15 protein-coding genes and 1 tRNA gene are annotated in these 18,339 nt (G+C 69.5%); 7 read left to right on the top strand and 9 right to left on the bottom strand.

The window, feature by feature from the left end; translation table 11 throughout:
• Positions 1-51: 51 nt before the first annotated feature.
• Positions 52-528 (bottom strand): GNAT family N-acetyltransferase, encoded by a 477-nt coding sequence (locus WFQ67_RS03080; RefSeq protein ID WP_337056146.1) that lies wholly within the window; start codon positions 526-528, stop codon positions 52-54.
• 119 nt (positions 529-647) lie between these two features.
• Here WFQ67_RS03080 and WFQ67_RS03075 point away from each other — a divergent pair.
• Positions 648-724, top strand: a tRNA-Arg gene (locus WFQ67_RS03075).
• Between the two features lie 57 nt (positions 725-781).
• Here WFQ67_RS03075 and WFQ67_RS03070 read toward each other — a convergent pair.
• A complete protein-coding gene (locus WFQ67_RS03070) occupies positions 782-1,279 on the bottom strand; it encodes a DUF2165 family protein (protein ID WP_213630636.1) in 498 nt (165 codons plus the stop codon).
• Between the two features lie 373 nt (positions 1,280-1,652).
• Between WFQ67_RS03070 and pqqF the strand changes: the two genes are divergently transcribed.
• The 4 genes from pqqF to nahK all read left to right on the top strand — a co-directional run bounded on the left by pqqF (position 1,653) and on the right by nahK (position 9,786).
• Complete coding sequence (pqqF, locus tag WFQ67_RS03065; protein WP_337056145.1) at positions 1,653-4,124, top strand: pyrroloquinoline quinone biosynthesis protein PqqF; 2,472 nt, start codon at positions 1,653-1,655, stop codon at positions 4,122-4,124.
• Positions 4,125-4,403: 279 nt separating this feature from the next.
• Positions 4,404-5,585 (top strand): porin, encoded by a 1,182-nt coding sequence (locus WFQ67_RS03060; protein ID WP_173172385.1) that lies wholly within the window; start codon positions 4,404-4,406, stop codon positions 5,583-5,585.
• Between the two features lie 471 nt (positions 5,586-6,056).
• Entirely contained in the window at positions 6,057-7,220 is a 1,164-nt protein-coding gene (nosP, locus tag WFQ67_RS03055; RefSeq protein ID WP_213625643.1) for a nitric oxide-sensing protein NosP, read from the top strand.
• Positions 7,150-9,786 carry a hybrid sensor histidine kinase/response regulator NahK/ErcS' gene (gene nahK, locus WFQ67_RS03050; protein WP_337056144.1) on the top strand — a complete coding sequence of 879 codons (2,637 nt, stop codon included), beginning with the start codon at positions 7,150-7,152 and terminating at the stop codon, positions 9,784-9,786. The genes nosP and nahK overlap by 71 nt, the downstream gene beginning before the upstream one ends.
• Positions 9,787-10,331: 545 nt before the next feature.
• On the opposite strand, the gene WFQ67_RS03045 is transcribed toward nahK, so the two are convergent.
• From WFQ67_RS03045 to WFQ67_RS03015, 7 genes are all read right to left on the bottom strand, one after another.
• Complete coding sequence (locus tag WFQ67_RS03045) at positions 10,332-10,859, bottom strand: REP-associated tyrosine transposase (protein WP_337056143.1); 528 nt, start codon at positions 10,857-10,859, stop codon at positions 10,332-10,334.
• A 111-nt stretch (positions 10,860-10,970) separates the two neighbouring features.
• A complete protein-coding gene (gene agmR / locus WFQ67_RS03040) occupies positions 10,971-11,636 on the bottom strand; it encodes a response regulator AgmR (RefSeq protein WP_173172393.1) in 666 nt (221 codons plus the stop codon).
• Positions 11,637-11,685: 49 nt separating this feature from the next.
• A complete protein-coding gene (locus WFQ67_RS03035; RefSeq protein WP_244862920.1) occupies positions 11,686-12,231 on the bottom strand; it encodes a PQQ-dependent catabolism-associated CXXCW motif protein in 546 nt (181 codons plus the stop codon).
• A 107-nt stretch (positions 12,232-12,338) separates the two neighbouring features.
• Entirely contained in the window at positions 12,339-13,136 is a 798-nt protein-coding gene (locus tag WFQ67_RS03030) for an ABC transporter permease (protein WP_213625639.1), read from the bottom strand.
• On the bottom strand, positions 13,133-13,864 hold the full coding sequence (locus WFQ67_RS03025; protein WP_337056142.1) for an ABC transporter ATP-binding protein: 732 nt from the start codon (positions 13,862-13,864) through the stop codon (positions 13,133-13,135). The genes WFQ67_RS03030 and WFQ67_RS03025 overlap by 4 nt, the downstream gene beginning before the upstream one ends.
• Entirely contained in the window at positions 13,861-14,829 is a 969-nt protein-coding gene (locus tag WFQ67_RS03020; protein WP_337056396.1) for a YVTN family beta-propeller repeat protein, read from the bottom strand. The genes WFQ67_RS03025 and WFQ67_RS03020 overlap by 4 nt, the downstream gene beginning before the upstream one ends.
• Positions 14,830-14,852: 23 nt before the next feature.
• Positions 14,853-16,067 (bottom strand): ABC transporter substrate-binding protein, encoded by a 1,215-nt coding sequence (locus tag WFQ67_RS03015; protein ID WP_337056141.1) that lies wholly within the window; start codon positions 16,065-16,067, stop codon positions 14,853-14,855.
• Between the two features lie 272 nt (positions 16,068-16,339).
• On the opposite strand from WFQ67_RS03015, the gene WFQ67_RS03010 reads away from it, so the two are divergent.
• Together WFQ67_RS03010 and WFQ67_RS03005 are read left to right on the top strand one after the other, a co-directional pair.
• Entirely contained in the window at positions 16,340-17,590 is a 1,251-nt protein-coding gene (locus WFQ67_RS03010; RefSeq protein WP_213625636.1) for a HAMP domain-containing sensor histidine kinase, read from the top strand.
• 19 nt (positions 17,591-17,609) lie between these two features.
• On the top strand, positions 17,610-18,245 hold the full coding sequence (locus tag WFQ67_RS03005) for a response regulator (RefSeq protein WP_173172407.1): 636 nt from the start codon (positions 17,610-17,612) through the stop codon (positions 18,243-18,245).
• The last annotated feature ends 94 nt before the right edge of the window (positions 18,246-18,339 follow it).

Genomic DNA, 18,339 nt, shown 5'->3' with positions numbered 1-18,339 from the left:
GTCGGCTCCGGCGAGCGTCATTCCCGTGAACGCGGACCCCGCCAGAAAAACTCAGATATCCAGGTACAGGCTGATCCCGTGGGGCTTGTAGCCCAGCGACTCATAGAAGCGATGGGCCGCCTCGCGGCTCTGCCCGCTGGACAGCACCAGCTTGTAGCAACCCCAGGCACGGCCGCGTTCGGCGGCCTTGTCCATCAGCGCCTGGCCGATGCCCAGGCCGCGCGCGTCCTTGTCCACCACCACGTCCTCGACGATCGCCGAGCGCGCGAAGTGGTGCGCCAGGTGCTCCACCAGGATCACCGTGCAGGTGCCCAGCAGGCGCCCGTCACGCTCCGCCACCACCACCTCGCGGCCACTGGGCAGCTCCGCGAGGCGCAAGGCCAGCAGCGCGTGGTCGGGCCGCGGCTCATCCTCGCCCAGCTGGTGCAGCAGGGCGGCCAGCGCCGGTGCATCCGCCGGGCTGGCGGCGCGCAGGGTCACGGTGGTGAAGGGGGAGTCGGGCAGGAGCTGCGGGAGTGGCTGGGGCATGGCGAAGATCCCTCTGATTTTTGCGGAAGTATGGTGCAGTGCCGTGGCAGTGGCATGACAAAACGCGCAAGCGCCGTTAACATGCCGCCCGTTCGCATCGACAGCCCGTCGTGCGTGCCGTCTCAGTAGCTCAATTGGATAGAGCATCCCCCTCCTAAGGGGAAGGTTGGTGGTTCGAGCCCACTCTGGGACACCATGAATACCGAAGCCCCGCACAGCGCAAGCTGGCGGGGCTTTTTCATGGCCGCAGGGCTCAGGCCTCGCCGCCGTCATTGGGCAAGGTCAGGTAGATCAGCACCGCCAGCAGGGTGATGAAGAAACGGAAGGCGTCCGGCACGCCGTTCCACTGCTCCGACATCCACATGCCGAACCATTCCCCGCCCACCGACATGAACGCCACCTGCCAGGTGAGGAAGCCCAGCGTCAGGCCGGCGACGGCCCAGCGCTTGGACGCGCGGAAACCGGCGGCATCGGCCTTGCGCGCCCGCAGCAGGTGCAGGCCGCCGACCCAGCAGAGCAGGGCGGTGGTGGTTTCCAGGGCGATGATGCCGAGGTAGCCGGCGTGGTGGACCCAGGGCGTCTCGATGGCGCGGTACATCAGCTGGTTGCCGGGGAAGGTGGTGTCCATGAGGAACACGTGGTGGACGAAGGCGAAGTTGGTGCCGTAGTCGGTGACGTTGTTGAAGGCCACCAGCGAGGCGAAGAAGGCCATGGCCAGCACCATGAGGGCTTTGGAAAGGCGGATCGTGATCATCGTAGTGTTTCCTGCAAATGGCGAACCGGATCGCGTGCGCAGCCGTCCCGCCCGGCACGCAGCGGGCAGGGCGAGGCCGGGCCGCGCGCGGCGACGGGCTCTGGTCGGGGTCGTATGCCTGGGCGGGCCAGGCGAAGGGGCGCATGGGGGCGCCGAGGTGCGGAGATCGGGACTGGAGGACCTGAGGCCGGCGCCGTACCGGGAAGCACGGCAACCCGGCTGGATGGAACGCCGCACGGGAAGGAGCGCGGATTCTCGATGCATCCGCATGCTGCGGTCAATCGATCGGGGGCGGTTCGGCTGAACGAAAGAACCATTGCCGCGAGGGCTGGTCTTGAGGATGCTGAGCGAAACTTTCCATGGTGCCCGGATGACGCCCGTTCCCGACCCCGCCAGCCGCTCCCTGCTCCTCGACAACGGCCTCGCCGTGCTGCTGCGCCACGTGCCCGGCGCGCAGCGGGCGGCGGCGGCGCTGCGGGTGGCCGCCGGCAGCCATGACGAGCCACGCGAATGGCCCGGGCTTGCGCATTTTCTCGAACACCTGCTGTTCCTCGGTGGCGTGCGCTACCCCGACCAGCAGCGGCTCATGCCCTTCGTCCAGGCTTGCGGCGGGCGCCTCAATGCCAGCACCCTGGCCCGCCACACCGACTTCTTCTTCGAGCTGCCGCCCGCGCGCCTGGAGGCCGGCCTGGCGCGGCTCGTGGACATGCTCGGCACGCCGCAACTGGCGATCGACGCGCAGCTGCGCGAGCGCGAGGTGCTGCAGGCCGAGTACCTGGCGCGCGCCCGCGACACCTGGACCCTGGCCCAGTCCGCGCTCGCGGCGGCGCTGGCGCCGGGGCACCCGCTGGCCGACTTCCATGCCGGCGACCGCGACAGCCTGGCGGTGGAGGACCCGGCGTTCCAGGCCGGACTGGCCGCCTTCCACCAGGCCCACTACCAGGGCGCGCGCATGCGCCTGGTGCTGCTCGGGCCTCAATCACTGGACGAGCTCGCGGGGCTCGCGCAGCGCCTCGCGGGTTCGCTGCCCGGCGGTGCGCCTGCCGCCCCGCCCCCGGCGCCCGCATTGCTGCCGCTGGTCAGCCACAGCCTGCGCATGTGCCTGCCCGGCGCGGCGCGCAGCTGGCTGGCTTTCGCCCTGGAGGGCCAGCCGGCCGCCTTGCCCCAGGCGCTGGAGGTGCTGCGCGAACTGCTGCAGGACGAGGCCGAGGGCAGCCTGCAGGCCTGGCTCGTCGAGCAGGGCCTGTGCGATGGATTGCAACTGCTCGTGCCCCATCTCGACCAGGGCCAGGCGCTGCTGGTGCTGGACCTGGCCCTCGCCGACGCCCGTCCTGAAAGCCGCGCGCGCCTGGAAGCGGCGCTGTTCCACTGGCTGGCGGCCCTGCGCGAGCAGGAGCCCTGGCGCGACCTCCTGGCCCGCCACCAGGCCAGTGCCGGCCATGCCCGTCCGGCGCCGCTGGAACAGGCGCGCAGCCTGCTGGAGCGTGGCTGGGACCCGCCAGCGCCGCTGGATGCGCGCGATTTCGCCCGCCTGCTCGCGCAGCTCACGCCGCCCCGGCTGATCCGCCTGTTCGCCAGCGAGGCGGCGGTCGCCGGCCGCGTGCAGGTGGCCGGCTTCCCTCTAGAGCTGGAAGAGGAGAACATCCCCCCCTGGCCGGCCATCGACGTCCGCTGGCGCTTCGCCGGTGCGCCCATGTTCAGCCCGTTCCAGGGCCCGGCTGCACGGGCGGCAGCAGATGACGTGCCGCTATTGCACCACTGGGGCGAGCCCGATCGCGCGGCGCTGTTCCTGCGCTGGCGCCTGCCGGCCGAGCCTGTCGACGGCGGCTTCTACCAGGCCTTGCAGCGTGCGTTGCGGGCGACCCAGAGCCGTGCCCAGCAGCAGGGCGTCGCCATCGATTTCAGCGAACAGGGCCGCGACTGGCGGCTGAGCCTGCGCGGTGCCGCCGGATTGCTGCCGCCGGTGCTCGACGCGGTACTCAAGACCCTGTTCGAACCGCCCCTGGCCGCCTGTGAACAGGGGCGGCGCCTGCACCGCGCCTGGCTCAACCGCGAGGCCGGCGAGCTGCCGATCCGCCAGTTGTTGCGCGGGTTACCGGATCGCCTGGATGCCGTCGCGCAGCCCCGTCCGGATGACGAGCCGGTCTCCCCCGCACGCCTGGGCCACTTCTGGGCGCGCACCGCCTGGGAGGTCATGGCGGTGGGCCTCGACGAGCACCCGCGCCAGGTCCTGGCCGGCGTCTTGCGCGGTGTGCCCGGGCGGCGCCTCGACGGCCATGCCCCGGCGGCCCCCATCGCCACGCGGCGTTGGTACCCGGTGGCGGTGCAGGGCGATGCCGCCCTGCTGCTGTTCTGCCCGCTGCCCGATCGCCAGGCGCAGACCGAAGCCACCTGGCAGTGGCTGGCGCGCTGCCTGGAGGCGGGCTTCTACCAGCGCCTGCGCAGCGAATTGCAGCTGGGCTACGCCGTGTTCTCCGGCTTCCGCCTGATCAACGGCCGCGCCGGCCTGCTGTTCGGCGTGCAGTCGCCCAGCGCCACCGTGGCGCAGGTCCTCGGGCACATCGAGGCGTTCCTCGCCGGCCTGGACGAGGCGCTGAAGGACGGCGAGGCCCCGCGCCAGGCCCTGCTGGCACAGCTGCGCAGCGGCGACGAGGACGCGGCCGAGCGTGCCTGGAACCTGCACCTGGCCGGACGCGCCCCCGACTGGCCCGACCGCGTCGCCGATGCCCTCGAACAGGCCGGCCGCGATGACCTGCTCGCCGCCCTGGAGGCCCTGCAGCAGGCCCGTGGCGGCTGGCTGGCGCTCGCCAACGCTGCGCGCCCCGACTCGCGCTGGCACTGATACCTCCTCCTTTCGCGCCCTCGCCACAGCCTCCCAATCCCCTACCAAGGCAGCGGTACGACCCCCTTCCCAGGTCGTGCCGCCTGCCTCGTCCGTCCGTTGCGACTTGCGCCCCGCTACTGCCGAGGGGGGCGGCCCGCATCTTCCCGCCAAGGTCGTACAGGGCCCGCCAAAGCATCGGCGAAACAGCGCCAAGGCCGCATATGGCGGGCGTTCCGGCGTTTCGATAATCGCCTCCGTCACGGCTCGAGCGAGTCGTCCCACCCAGCGGAGAGCGCCATGTACAACAACAAGAACGTCACCATCGGATTCCTGCCCCTCGCCCTCACCACCGGCCTGGCCCTGGCCGTCATGGAACAGGCCAAGGCCGAGATCGTCCTCTACGACAAGGACGACACCACCTTCTCCACCGACGGCTACGTCAACGCCTTCTACGTCAACAGCGACGTCGACCGCGAAGGCGAGCAGTTCGACCGTCGCCAGTCGCGGGTGAAGATGGGCTTTTTGCCCAACTGGATCGGCTTCAACATGGGCAAGCAGGTGGATGACCTCAAGCTCGGTGCCCGCGCCTCCTTCTGGGTGACCATCAACGACAGCGAGACCAACGGCACCGACACCGCCATCGACGTCCGCCAGTTCTACGGCACCGTCGGCAGCGACTGGGGCGAGGTGCTGGTGGGCAAGGACTTCGGCCTGTTCGCCCGCTCCAACATCCTCCTCGACGAGATGCTCGCCGGCTACGGCCAGGTCAGCGACACCCTCGGCCTGGTGGACGGCGGCGGCGTCTCCTTCGGCAACATCGGCAGCGGCTACCCCTATCCGTTCCCCACCTCGCAGATCACCTACCGCAGCCCCAAGAGCGACGGCCTGCGCCTGGCGGTCGGCATCATGGACCCGGTGGACACCAACGACGACAGCCCCACCGGCAAGGCCTACCAGGAGAACCCGCGCTTCGAATCCGAACTCACCTACGAGTTCGAACTGGGCGGCGCGCAGATCTACTCCTGGCTCAACGGCGGCTACCAGACCTCGGACAACACCGACCCGGCGGTCGACAGCGTCACCTCCAAGGGCCTGGGCTACGGCGTGCAGGCGAAGATGGGCGCCTTCTCGGTGGTCGCCTCCGGCTTCCAGGCCAAGGGCATCAACCCCTTCTTCACCAACAACGCCGGCGAGGCGACCCTGCGTGAAGTCGACAGCGACGGCTACCTGCTGCAGGGCTCCTACCGCTTCGGCAAGAACCGCCTGGCGCTGTCCTACGGCAAGACCAAGGACGACGGCAACGGCGCGGTGAACACCGGTGCCGACTACGAGACCCGCGGCATCGCCCTGTTCCACGACGTCAACGACAACCTCAAGCTGGTCGCCGAATACAACCAGTTCGAGATCGACGGCCACGCCGGCTCCGCACAGAACGAAGACACCGACACCGTCGCCCTCGGCGTGGTGCTCAACTGGTAACGCTCCACCCCGTCTTGCTCCCTTGTGTTTGGCGGGAAGGCGCATGCCTCCCGCCTTTTTTGCGTCTTGTGGGGAGCGGTTTCGCCAATGAATTCGCTCCTGCCCTGGCGGGCAGCAGAAAGCGTCATGCCACCGATGGACGCGACCGCTGCGTAGGGTGGAGGTCGCTTTTTACCTCCACCAGGCGGAGCCGGGCCGTGGCACCTCCTGATGCCTGATGCACCTCCGAAGGCGCCCACCCTGCGAAGAGCTCGCAGCCCCGCGTAGGGTGTGCCGCGCGCACCTCGAAGATCCCGCGCACACCCATCCAGGGCCGAATGAGTGCGGCCGGGCCGCTCCCCGAGGCCGAACGCAATCGTCAGTGCTGCCTCATCCCTTCGGACGAGCCCGCCGCTACCCAAGAAGGATGGGGCGGCCCCGGACCGCTCCGTAGAATCCCCAGCAACTGCAGGCCCATTCGCGAGGCGCACCATGCAACAGCATCAGGACGAGGGCGTGGTCACCGCCATGTCCAGCGCCACCGACGCCGAGGCCGTGGCCCAGGACCTGGCGCGCCAGCTGATCCACCCGCACCTGGGCTTCGTGCTGTTCTTCTGCTCGGCGGAATACGACCTGCCGGCCCTGGGCGCGGCGCTGGAGCAGTATTTCGGCGGCATCGAGCTGGTGGGCTGCACCAGCGCCGGCGAAATCACCCCCAATGGCTACGGGCGCGGCTGCGTCAGCGCGGTGGGCTTCGACTACCGCAGCTTCTCCATCGGCAGCGCGCTGATCGACGAGATGGAGCGTTTCAGCCTGATCGACGCCCAGCAACTGGTGGAACGCCTGGTCAGTGACTGCCGCAGCAACTCCCTGGCGCCGATCAAGGACCACAGCTTCGCCCTGACCCTGCTGGACGGCCTCTCCAGCCGCGAGGAAGTGGTGCTCGCCGCCCTCGGCGCCGCCTTCGGCAGCATCCCGCACTTCGGCGGCTCGGCCGGTGACGACAACCACCTGACCCACACCCACGTCTACCACGGTGGTCAGTTCCACACCGGCGCGGCGGTGGTGGTGCTGGTCAACACCCAGCTGGATTTCGAGGTCTTCAGCACCCACCACATCCTGCCCAGCGACGAGAAGCTGGTGGTCACCCGCGCCGACAGCGCCAGCCGCCGCGTCTTCGAACTCAATGCCGAGCCCGCCGCCCAGGAGTACGCCCAGTGGATCGGCGTGCCGCTGGAGGCCCTGGACCACCGCCTGTTCGCCGCCCACCCGCTGGCCGTGCGGGTCAACGACCAGTACTACGTGCGCTCCATCCAGCGGGTCAACGACGACCTCAGCCTCAGCTTCTACTGCGCCGTGGAGAACGGCATCGTCCTCACCGGCATGCGCCCGGGGCCGCTTTTGCCCAACCTGCAGGCCCTGTTCCAGCGCCTGGAGCAGCGCCTCGGCCCGCCGCTGCTGACCATCGGCTGCGACTGCTTCCTGCGCCGCCTGGAAATCGAGAGCGATGGCGGCGTCGAGCAGACCGGCGAATTCCTCCGTCGCCAGCGCGTGATCGGCTTCAACACCTACGGGGAACAGTTCAATGGCATGCACATCAACCAGACCTTCACCGGTGTCGCCATCGGACGCCGCCCAGGCGATGCAGGTCGCTGACTACGAAGCGCGCATCGCCCGGCTGGAGGGCGAAAACCACAAGCTCAAGCGCATCAACGCCGCGCTGATCGAGCGGGTCGAATCCAGCGCCGCCCGCCGCGACGACGCCTACGCCGCCTTCCAGCACTCGGTGGTGCTGGCCGAGCAGGTGCGCGAGCGCACCGACGCGCTGAATCAGGCGATGTCCGAACTCAAGGCCAGCAACCAGCTGCTCAGCGACGCCCGGCTGCGCGCCGAGACGGCCCACCAGCACCTGGTGGACGCCATCGAAAGCATTTCCGACGCCTTCGTGCTGTTCGACAGGGAGCAGCGTATCGTCCTGTTCAACAGTCGCTTCAAGTCCTTCTGGGCCAACAGCCGCGCGCGCATCATCAGCGGCACCCGGCTCTCGGAGATCAAGCGCCTGGCCGAAAGCACCGGGCTGATCGTCGAAGAGCAGCGCAGCAGCGACAACGAGCACAGCCTCTACCGCCTGCAGGACGGGCGCTGGGTGCAGGTCAGCGAACGGCCCACCCGCGAGGGCGGGCTGGTGATCCTCTACACCGACATCACCGACCTGAAGATCAGCGAAACCATGCGCCGCGAGCAGGCCCTGGCGCAGAAATCGCGCCTGCTGCAGCGCGCCGTGGACAACCTGTCCCAGGGCATGGCCATGGTCGGCGCCGAAGGCACCCTGGAGCTGTGGAACCACCGCTTCCTCGAGCTCTGCGGGCTGGCGCCGATCCAGGCGCACCGGTCCTTCGCCGAAGTCATGGCCGACAGCGAGCTGGCGCTGCTCACCCCGCAGACCCGCGACGCCAACGGCCGCCCCGTGCGCGAGCTGGAACAGCGCCTGTTCGACGGCCGCATGCTCGAAGTGCGCACCCACGCGCTGCCCACCGGCGGCTTCGTCAACACCTTCACCGACATCACCGAGCGCTACCGCCACGCCGAGGCACTGGCCGAGAGCGAACGCTGGATCCGCCTGATCACCGACCACGTGCCGGCGCTGATCGCCTACCTCAACGCCGAGCTGGTCTACGAGTTCACCAACAAGGTCTACGAGGAGTGGTACCGCTGGCCGCGCGGCGGCATGCTCGGCCAGCGCCTGCGCGAGGTGCACAGCGAGGAACACTGGCGGCGCCTGGAGCCCTATGTGGAGCGGGCGCTCTCCGGCGAAAGCGTCACCTTCGAAGTGGCCGAGACCAACCTCAACGGCCAGGAGCGCTACATGCTGCGCTCCTACGTGCCCAACCGCCTGGCAAGCGGCGAGGTGGTCGGCATCTTCGTGCTGATCCGCGACATCACCGAGCGCCGGCGCACGGCCGAGGCCCTGCACCTGGCCTACCAGAACCTGGAGCAGCGGGTGCGCGAACGCACCGCCGAACTCACCCAGCTCAACGAGCAACTGCTGCGCGAGATCGGCGAGCGCAGCCAGGTGGAACTGCGCCTGCGCGAGGCCAAGCGCGAGGCCGAGCAGGCCAACCTGTCGAAGACCAAGTTCCTCGCTGCCGTCAGCCACGACCTGCTGCAACCCCTGAACGCCGCCCGGCTGTTCACCAGCGCCCTGCAGGAGCAGCGCGAGCAGGCGGTGAGCACGGCGCTGGTGCGCAACATCAGCAACTCGCTGGATGACGTGGAAAGCCTGCTGGGCACCCTGGTGGACATCTCCAAGCTCGACGCCGGTGTGATCAAGCCCGACATCGCGCCCTTCGCCGTCAGCGAGCTGCTCGACAACCTCGCCGTGGAATTCCGCCAGGCGGCCGCCAGCGAGGGGCTGAGCCTGCACTTCGTGCCCAGCTCGGCGCTGGTGCGCAGCGACATCCAGCTGCTGGCGCGCATCCTGCGCAACCTGCTCAGCAACGCCATCCGCTACACCCCCAGCGGCCGCGTGCTGCTGGGCTGCCGGCGGCACCGGCAAAGCCTGTCGATCGAGGTCTGGGACAGCGGCATCGGCATCGCCGACGACAAGCTCAAGGAGATCTTCCAGGAGTTCAAGCGCGGCGACTCGCAGCGGCCCAAGCAGGACCGGGGCCTGGGTCTGGGCCTGGCCATCGTCGACAAGATCGCCGGCATGCTCGGCCACCGCATCCAGGTGCGCTCGCGCCTCGGCCAGGGCTCACGCTTCTGCGTCGAGGTGCCCCTGGCCAAGCGCGCACCCAAGGCGCGGGTGGAAGCGAGCACCCCCGAAATGCTCGTGGAGCGCCTGCGTGGCTCGCGGGTGTGGGTGCTGGACAACGACGCGGCCATCTGCGCCGGCATGCGCACCCTGCTCGAAGGCTGGGGCTGCCAGGTGGTCACCGCGCTCTCGGAAGAAGACCTCGCCCGCCAGGTGGACAACTACCACGCCGACGCCGACCTGCTGATCGCCGACTACCACCTCGACAACGGCCACAACGGCGTCGACGCCGTCGCCAGCATCAACGCCCGCCGCGGCACCGCCTTGCCCGCCCTGATGATCACCGCCAACTACAGCAACGAACTGCGCCAGCAGATGCGCGAACTCGGCCACACCCTGATGCACAAACCCGTCCGCCCGATGAAGCTCAAGGCCGCGATGAACCACCTGATCGAGCGGGGTGGGTGAGGGGCACACTGCCAACCCTCGCGCGTCGATCCGCTCTTGTAGGGTGTGCTGCGCGCACCGATCCCGCGCTGGGCCTGTCCGGCGCACACCCACAGCCTCCTGCTGCCCTGACCATCGAGGTGCGTACGGCACATCCTACGGCCGAGCATCGGGCCGATCCCGCGCATCAATCTGCTCTTGTAGGGTGTGCTGCGCGCACCGATTCCGCGCTCGGCCTGTCCGGCGATCTCCGAAAGGCTCCGTGCCGATCCGACCTTCTGAGGTGCGCACGGCACACCCTACGACCGAGCCGCGTGCATCGGGCCGATCCCGCGCATCCATCTGCTCTTGTAGGGTGTGCTGCGCGCACCGATCCCGCGCTCGGCACGTCCGGCGATCTCCGACAGGCTCCGTGCCGATCCGACCTTTTGAGGTGCGCACGGCACACCCTACGACGCTAGCCGCGAGCATCGGGCCGATCCCGCGCATCCATCTGCTCTTGTAGGGTGTGCTGCGCGCACCGATCCCGCGCTCGGCCTGTCCGGCGATCTCCGAAAGGCTCCGTGCTACTCGCCAAAATCCCCATCCTGCTCTCCGGCATCTCCCCAACCCGTCGGGTAGAGGCCTTCGCGCACCAGGCGGTGGAAGCTGGACCAGGGCCAGTCGGCCACCCGGGTGACCAGGCCGTGCTTCACCGGGTTCCAGTGCAGGTAATCCATATGCCGTCGGTAGTCGTCCGCATCGCGTATGCCGTGTTCCCAGAAGCGTCGTTGCCAGAACCCGGACTCACGTCGTGCGACCCGGCTATTCGAAGTGGGTGGCAGGTGAACCGATTGGCTGACCTTGCGCTTGATGATCGACCAGCGCCGCGCGAAGTCGGTATCACCGGGCGGCAGCTCCCAGAGGCAATGCAGGTGATCCGGCAGCAGCACCCAGCCGTGGATGCGGAACGGCTGTTCGAGCCGCACCGCCTGGATCGCATTGCGCAACGCGTGGCGTACCGAGGGCTCGGTCAGGAGCGGCCGGCGCTTTGCGGTGACGAGTGTGAAGAAGTAGTACGAGCCGGCTCGCTGCGAGCGGAGGTAGCGCGACATTCCCGGGATTCCCTGCAAGCGTCGAAGCTCGGCAGGGTAGGGCGGCGCGGGGCGCGGTGGGGCGCGCCGGCCCGGGTGAAAGCTCCGGCTGCGCTGTCGGCCGGACGACCCCTAGCGCCGCAAGTACGCCGCGAAGTCGATATCCCCCGCGCAGAGGATCGCCTGCACGCGGTTGTGCACGTTGAGCTTGCGCAGGATAGCGGAGACGTGGGCCTTGACCGTGGTTTCGGCGATGTCGAGGTTGTAGGCGATCTGCTTGTTCGACTCGCCCTTGGTCATGCGCTCGAGCACCAGCAGTTGCTTGCGGGTCAGCGCCTGGAGCAGTTCCGGGGGGATGCCGTGCTCGTCCTGGTGGTTGCGCCGGGGCGAGCTCTTCTGGGTGCGGATGATGTCCGAGGGCAGGTAGACGTTGCCGTTGAGGATCTGCTCGATGGCCTCGGTCATCTGCGCCCGTGGCGAGGACTTGGTGATGAAACCCACCGCGCCGTAGGTGATCGCCTGCAGGACGATCTGCTTGTCCTGCTCGGCGGAGACGATCACCACCGGGATGGTCGGCGCCTCGTTGCGCAGGTTGATCAGGCCGTTGAGGCCGTGCATGCCGGGCATGTTCAGGTCGAGCAGGATGAGGTCGAGGTCGTCGTGTTCCTGGGTCAAGCCCAGGGCGCTGTCGAGGTCGGCGGTCTCCATCACTTCGCTGTCGGGGAAGCCGTCGCTGATGACGTTGTGGATGGCCTCGCGGAACAGGGGGTGATCGTCGGCGATCAGGATCTTGTACATGGCCATTCACCTCATTGTTCTGATTATGGAGGGGCTGTCGGGCGCGGATTCAGGGCAGGGGCACGGGCTCGGCGGGTTGCAGCGGCAGGCCGGCCTGTTCCCAGGCGTCGATGCCGTCACGGTACCAGTAGAGATTGCGGTAGCCCAGCGCGTGCGCACGCCGTTGCGCGTTCCAGCTCAACCAGCAGTCGGAACGGCAGTAGAAGACCAGCGGCCACTGCAGGTCACCCTGGCTGGCCTTGCGCAGGTTGTCGGCGAAGTAGGCCAGCCAGCGGGCATCCAGCTCGCCGTTGCCGGTGTTGGCCAGCCACAGGCTGCCGGGCAGGTTGGCGTGGGGTTCGTCGGCGATGAAGCGGCCTTCGAGGAACTGGCGGCGGTAGACGTCGATGAGCTTCGTGCGCGGGTCGCGTGCCAGCAGCTCGCGCAGGCCGGGGGTGTCGAGGGTGCGGGCGTGGTCGGCCTCGGCGGGCGTGGGGCTGCGGTAGCGGTCGGTGCGGTAGCCGTCGGCGGAGAACAGCGATGGCTCGGCGTCGGCCCGGACGGCGGCCGGGAACAGGAGGGGCAGGCACAGCAGTGAGGCGATGAGGACTCGCATGGCAGGCATCTCTTTATTCTTATGGCCCGCATTACAAGCCAGCCGCGCGCCTTTGGAAATCCTACGTTGGAGAGGGAAACCCGTACCAAAGTAGTAGTTTCCCCGCCTCAGCCGGCCCGGCGCAGCGCCGCGTGCTGTGGGTTGAAGCTGACCACCGCCGCCACCGCGAAGACCAGCGTCAGTCCCAGGCAGACGCCCAGGGCCAGCGGATTGAGCCGCTCGTAAAGAGCGAAGCGCACCAGCTCCACCGCGTGGCTGAAGGGGTTGGCCGCGCACAGCCAGTACAGCCACTCGCTGGCCTCGCGCATTTTCCACAAGGGGTAGAGCGCCGAGGAGAGGAAGAACAGCGGGAAGATCACGAAATTCATCACCCCGGCGAAGTTCTCCAGCTGGCGGATGAAGTTCGACAGCAGGAGCCCCAGGGCACTGAGCAGCAGCGCCGCCAGCAGCAGCGCGGGCAGGGCGGCGAGCAGGCCCCAGGCCGGTGGCTGCACGCCGTAGAGCCAGGCGATGGCGAGGAAGGCATACACCTGCAGCAGCGACACCAGCGCCGTGGCCAGCAGCTTGGCACCCAGCAGGAAGGGGCGCGGCAGGGGGCTGGTGAGCAATACGCGCATGCTGCCCATCTCGCGGTCGTAGACCATCGACAGCGAGCCCTGCATGCCGTTGAACAGCAGGATCATGCAGGCCAGCCCCGGGACGATGTAGGTCTCGTAGGTGATGTAGGTGGCGTACGGGTCGATGATGGCGATGCCCAGCGCCGCGCGGAACCCGGCGGCGAACACCAGCAGCCACAGCAGCGGCCGCACCAGGGCGCTGAGAAAGCGTGAGCGCTGCAGCACGAAGCGCAACCATTCGCGCCCGACGATGCCGCGCAGGCACTGCCAGTAGGCATTGGCGTTCATGCCCGCGCCCTCGGCCGGGTGAGCTCGCCGAAGGCACCGGCCAGGCCGCAGCCATGCGCCGCACTCAGCTCGCCGGCGGTGCCCGAGGCCACCAGGCGGCCCTGGTCGAGCACCAGCAGGGCGTCCTCGCCGCGTACTTCGTCCAGCAGGTGGGTGGTCCACAGCACGCTCAGGCCTTCGTCGTCGCACAGCTGGCGCACGTGGTGGTTGAGGGCCTGGCGGCTGGCCGGGTCGAGGCCGACGCTGGCCTCGTCGAGCAGCAGCAGGCGAGGGCGGTGGAGCAGGGCACGGGCGATCTCCACGCGCCGGCGGTGGCCGCCGTTGAGGGCACGCACGCTGTCGCGGCGGCGTTCGCCCAGGCCCTGGCGCGCCAGCTCCTGGTCGATGCGCGCTGCTGCCAGCTGGCGCGGCATGCCGTGCAGGGCGGCGTGGTAGCGCAGGTTCTGCTCCACCGAGAGGTCGAGGTCCAGGGTGCTCTGCTGGAACACCACGCCGAGCTGGCGCAGGGCCAGGCGCGGCTGCCGGCGCAGGGAGTGGCCGGCGACGCGGATGTCGCCGCGCTGCAGGTCGTAGAGGCGGCTGAGCAGCGCCACCAGGGTGGACTTGCCGGCGCCGTTGGGCCCCAGCAGCGCGGTGAAGCGGCCCGGCTCCAGGGCGAAGCTCACGCCGTCCAGCGCGCGCCGCGGGCCGTAGTCGAAGCCCAGGCCTTCCACGTCCAGGGCGTTCATGGGGCGACCACCACGCCCCAGGGGTAGCGGCCGACCTTGATCGACCGGGTCACCTTGAGGCTGTCGACGTCGATCACCGAGACGTCGCCGCTGATGCCGTTTGTGGCCAGCAGGGTCTTCTCGTCGGGGCTGAAGGCCAGGTGCCAGACGCGCCGGCCCACCAGCAGGTAGTCGAGCACCTCCAGGGTCCTGGCATCCACCACCGCCACATGGTTGGCCGGGCCCAGGGCGACGAAGGCGTAGCGGCCGTCGCGGGTCAGCTTGACCCCCACCGGTTGCACCTTGTCCGGGTGCACGCCCTTGATCTGGAAGCGCAGGGTCTTCTGGATGCTGCGCGTGGCCACGTCGACCACGGTGACGGTGCCGCCGATCTCCGCCGAGGCCCACAGGCGCTTGCCATCGTGGTCGAACTCCACGTGGCGCGGGCGCTGGTCCACCAGGGTGTTGTCCACCAGCGTCTGGGTCGAGGTGTCGATCCAGTGCAGCATGTTGGTGGTCTCGCTGGTGTTGATCGCCCACTTGCCGTCCGGGCTCACCGCCATGCCCTCGGGCTCCACGCCGACGTCGATCTGCGCCAGCACCTGGCTGCTCTGGGTGTCGACCACCGTGACCAGCGCATCGTCCTCGTTGGAGATGTACAGCCAGCGGTCGTTGGGGTGCAGGGCGAACTGCTCGGGGTCGGCGCCGGAGGGCAGCTCCTTGATGATCTGCCGCGTGGCCAGGTCCATCACCTGCACGGTGTCCGAATCGCTGGCGCAGATGTACAGCAGCCTGTTGTCGCTGGACAGCGCCAGGCCGCGCGGGCGCTTGCCCACCGGCAGGCTGGCGGTGACCGTCAGCGTGTCCATGTCGATCACGCTGATGGCGTTGTCCTTCTCGTTGGACACATAAGCGGTGGCGGCGAAGGTGGCGCCGCTGGCCAGCAGCAGCGCGACGCCGAGCAGTGTAAGGGGGAGGCGGGGCATGGCGGGGTCCTTGTTCTTGGCGTTCATGGCGTGGCTTCCAGGGCAGCCTCGGCCAGGCGGCAGCGGCTCTCCGGCGCGTCGTGGCCGAGGGTGTCGAGTTCGCTGAAGGGGTGGAGGAAACCGTCCTGGGGCGAGGTGCTGATCAGCGCGCGTGGCTGGATCAGCTCGATGGGCTGGCGCAACTGGCCGTCCCAGGGCCGGTAGCTCAGCTTGCGGCCCTTGAAGCCGTCCAGGGGCAGGTCCGGCGACAGCTCCAGGGTGCGGATCGCGGCGGCGTCGGTGGCGCCCAGGCGGGTCACCGCGCTGGCGATGCTGCGCACGGCCACCCAGGCGGCGAAGTCGCGGTCGTTCATCCAGCGCCCGGTGAGGGCCTCGAAGCGCTTCTGCAATTGCGCCGCGCCGTAGGTTTCCACCGTCTTGTGCCAGCCCGTGGGCACCAGGCCCTGGGTGCCGGCCACCGGGCGCGGCAGCCAGGTGTTGTAGGGCAGGTATTCGCCGAAGTCGCCGCGCTCGTCGGCCACCAGTACGCCGTCATAGTCGTCGGCCTGGGTGAACAGCGGCATGTCGGCCTGGGCGCTGCGGCGCTGCTCGTTGTCGAAGGTCCAGGGCTTCTCGCCGATGATCTTCAGGCCGAAGCGCCCGGCGGCGCGGCGCAGGGCGGCGGCGTAGGCCTGGTCCTCGGGGCGCTGGCCGACCACCAGCAGCCAGCGCTTCCACTGGCGCAGGGCGAGGAACTGCACCAGGGCGTCGGCGAGCATGGCGCGGCTGGGCAGGCTGTGCAGCACGTTGGGCAGGCAGGCGTCGGTGCGCAGCGCGTCGTCGGCGGCGCCGGCGTTGAACAGCAGGCTGTCCGGCAGCGCCGCCGACAGCTGGCGCAGCAGTGGCGCCGGTGCGTTGACCACGAACAGGCGCAGGCCCTCGGCATGTTGCTGGCGGGCGGCCTCCAGCAGCCCGGCTTCGGTCTCGGCGTTGGCCGCCAGCAACTGGTAGCGCTGCTTGAGGAAGCGCCCGGTGCTGTTGTTGTCGGTGGTCGCCAGCTCGGCGCCGCGCAGGCCGGCGTCGCGGGGCTCGGGGATGACGTTGGAGAGCAGCGGCCCCGGGTCGGGGCTGTAGCCGAGATAGCCGATGCGCACCTCCAGCGGCTGGCGCGCCTCGGCGGCGACGGCGTGGTTGGCCAGCAGCGCGGCGGCGGCCAGGGCCAGCAGGTAGGTCAGGGCATAGGGCGCAAGGTGACGCATGGCGGGGGCTCCCGTTCTTGTAGCGCCAGCCTAGGGCCGCCCCGAGCCCTGGGAAATATGCAGAAAGTAGCGCCGGGGCAGTACCAAGGTAGTAACCCGGCCGCCCGCCCCAGGCCCTAGCATGGAGGCACAAGAACGAGACCGGGAGGCCCGGCCATGCGTGTGCTCAAGACCCTGCTGCTGCCCGTGCTGCTGATCCTCAGCCTGATCGGCGTGGATGGCTTTCGCCCATCCCCCTCCCCGCGACCGGCGGCTGCGACAGGCGCCGGGCGATGAGCACCCTCGGCCGCATCAACCTGCTGGTGGTGCTGTTCTTCGCCGCGGTGACCCTGGTCTGCACCGGGGTGCTGCTGCGCCAGGCCAGCCAGGACGTGCAACGCGAGATGATCGCCGCGCGCGCGGTGGTCGAGTACCTGCACGAGGCCGCCCGGCGCGACCCCAGGGCGCTGGAGTCGGCGCTGGCGCGGGGCCTGCGCCATGTGCGCATCCACTGGCAGGGCGAGACGCCCCCGCAACCGCGCGGCCTGGACGCCTGGCTCGGTGCGCGGCTGTTCCCGCCCGCCGAGCAGTACGGCGAGCCGCTGCAGCTGGACGATGGCCGCCGTGTGCTGATCAGCGTCGACCCGGCGGACGAGATGGACGAAGTCGAGGATTCCCTCATCCAGCTGCTGGTGCTGTTCGGCCTGGCCCTGGGCCTCAGCCTGCTGGCCATCCGCGTCGCGGTACGCCGGGGCCTGCGGGTGCTGGACGAACTGCGCGCCGGCTTCGACGAGATCGCCCGTGGCCGCCTGGCGGTGCGCCTTGACCAGCATTCGCTGCACGAGGCACGCCTGCTGGCCGGCCACTTCAACGAGATGGCCAGCACCCTGGAGCAGGTGCGCAACGACAACGCCGAACTGACCCGCGCCCTGCTGGCGCTGCAGGAGCACGAGCGCAAGCACCTGGCCCTCGCCCTGCACGACGACATCGGCCAGTACCTCGCCGGCATCCGCGCGCAACTGCTGCTGTTGCGCTCCATGACCGGCCAGGCGCCGGGCGCCGGTGCCACCCTGCGCAGCCTGGAGGACAACTGCCAGCGCATGCAGGACAGCTTCCGCGCGCTGGTGCGCGACCTCTATCCGGTGGTCCTGGAGCGCCTGCAACTGGGCGAGGCCGTCGCGCTGCTCACCGAGCAGTGGCGCAGCGCCCAGGGCGTCGACTGCACCTTGCACCTGGGCGAGGACCTGCCGGTGCTGCCCGCCGCCGACCAGGCCCATCTCTACCGCCTGTTGCAGGAAGCCTTGACCAACGTCGCCCGCCACGCCGACGCCAGTGCGGTGAGCGTGCGCCTGGAGCGCCGTGGCCGGCGCCTGCGCCTGCTGGTGGGCGACAACGGCCGGGGCGCCGTGCAGCCGCCACGGCCCGGCATCGGCCTGCGTTCCATGCTGGAGCGGGCGCGCTGCCTGGGCGGCGACCTGCGCCTGCGCACCCGTGCCGGCAGTGGCTGGCTGGTACGCCTGAGCATTCCCCTGGGCGAAGCCTGAACAACCTGGAGAACCTGCGATGAAGATCCTGCTGGTGGACGACCATTCCGTGGTGCGCCAGGGCTACGCCAGCCTGCTGCGCGGCCTGCTGCCCGAGGTGGAGGTGAGCGAGGCGGCCAGCGGCGAGCAGGCCCTGCAACTGGTGCAGGACAGCATCCCCAACCTGGTGGTGATGGACCTCTCGCTGCCGGGCATCAGCGGCCTGGAGACCACCCGCCGGCTGCGCCAGCGCCTGCCGCAGCTGCGCGTGCTGTTCTTCAGCATGCACGACGAGCTGCCCCTGGTACGCCAGGCCCTGGACGCCGGTGCCGCCGGCTACATCACCAAGAACTCCGCGCCCGAGGTGCTGGTGGAAGCGGTGCGGCGCATCCTCGCCGGGCACGCCTACATCGAGCAGCCCCTGGCCACCCAGCTCGCCTGCCACCCGGCGCACCAGGCCGGCGACCCGCGTCTTTCCGGCATGACCCAGCGCGAGCTGGAGATCTTCACCATGCTCGCCCGCGGCATGCCCGCACGCAGCATCGCCGAGCACCTGTGCATCAGCGCCAAGACGGTGTCCAACTACCTGACGATGCTGAAGAACAAGCTGCAGGTCAGCTCCCAGGCGGAACTGGTGCACCTGGCCATCGATACCGGGGTGTTGCGGGTGGGGTGAGGGGGCAGGGCGCCCTGCAGTTTCACCGGTGTAGGGGCGAATTCATCGGCTCTGGGTGCCCTGTCACCACCGCGTGGTTTTCGCTTCGCTCTAC

It is taken from the genome of Pseudomonas sp. USHLN015, assembly GCF_037153275.1.
Lineage (GTDB): Bacteria > Pseudomonadota > Gammaproteobacteria > Pseudomonadales > Pseudomonadaceae > Metapseudomonas > Metapseudomonas tohonis.
This window is presented reverse-complemented; position numbering and strand designations above follow the sequence as displayed.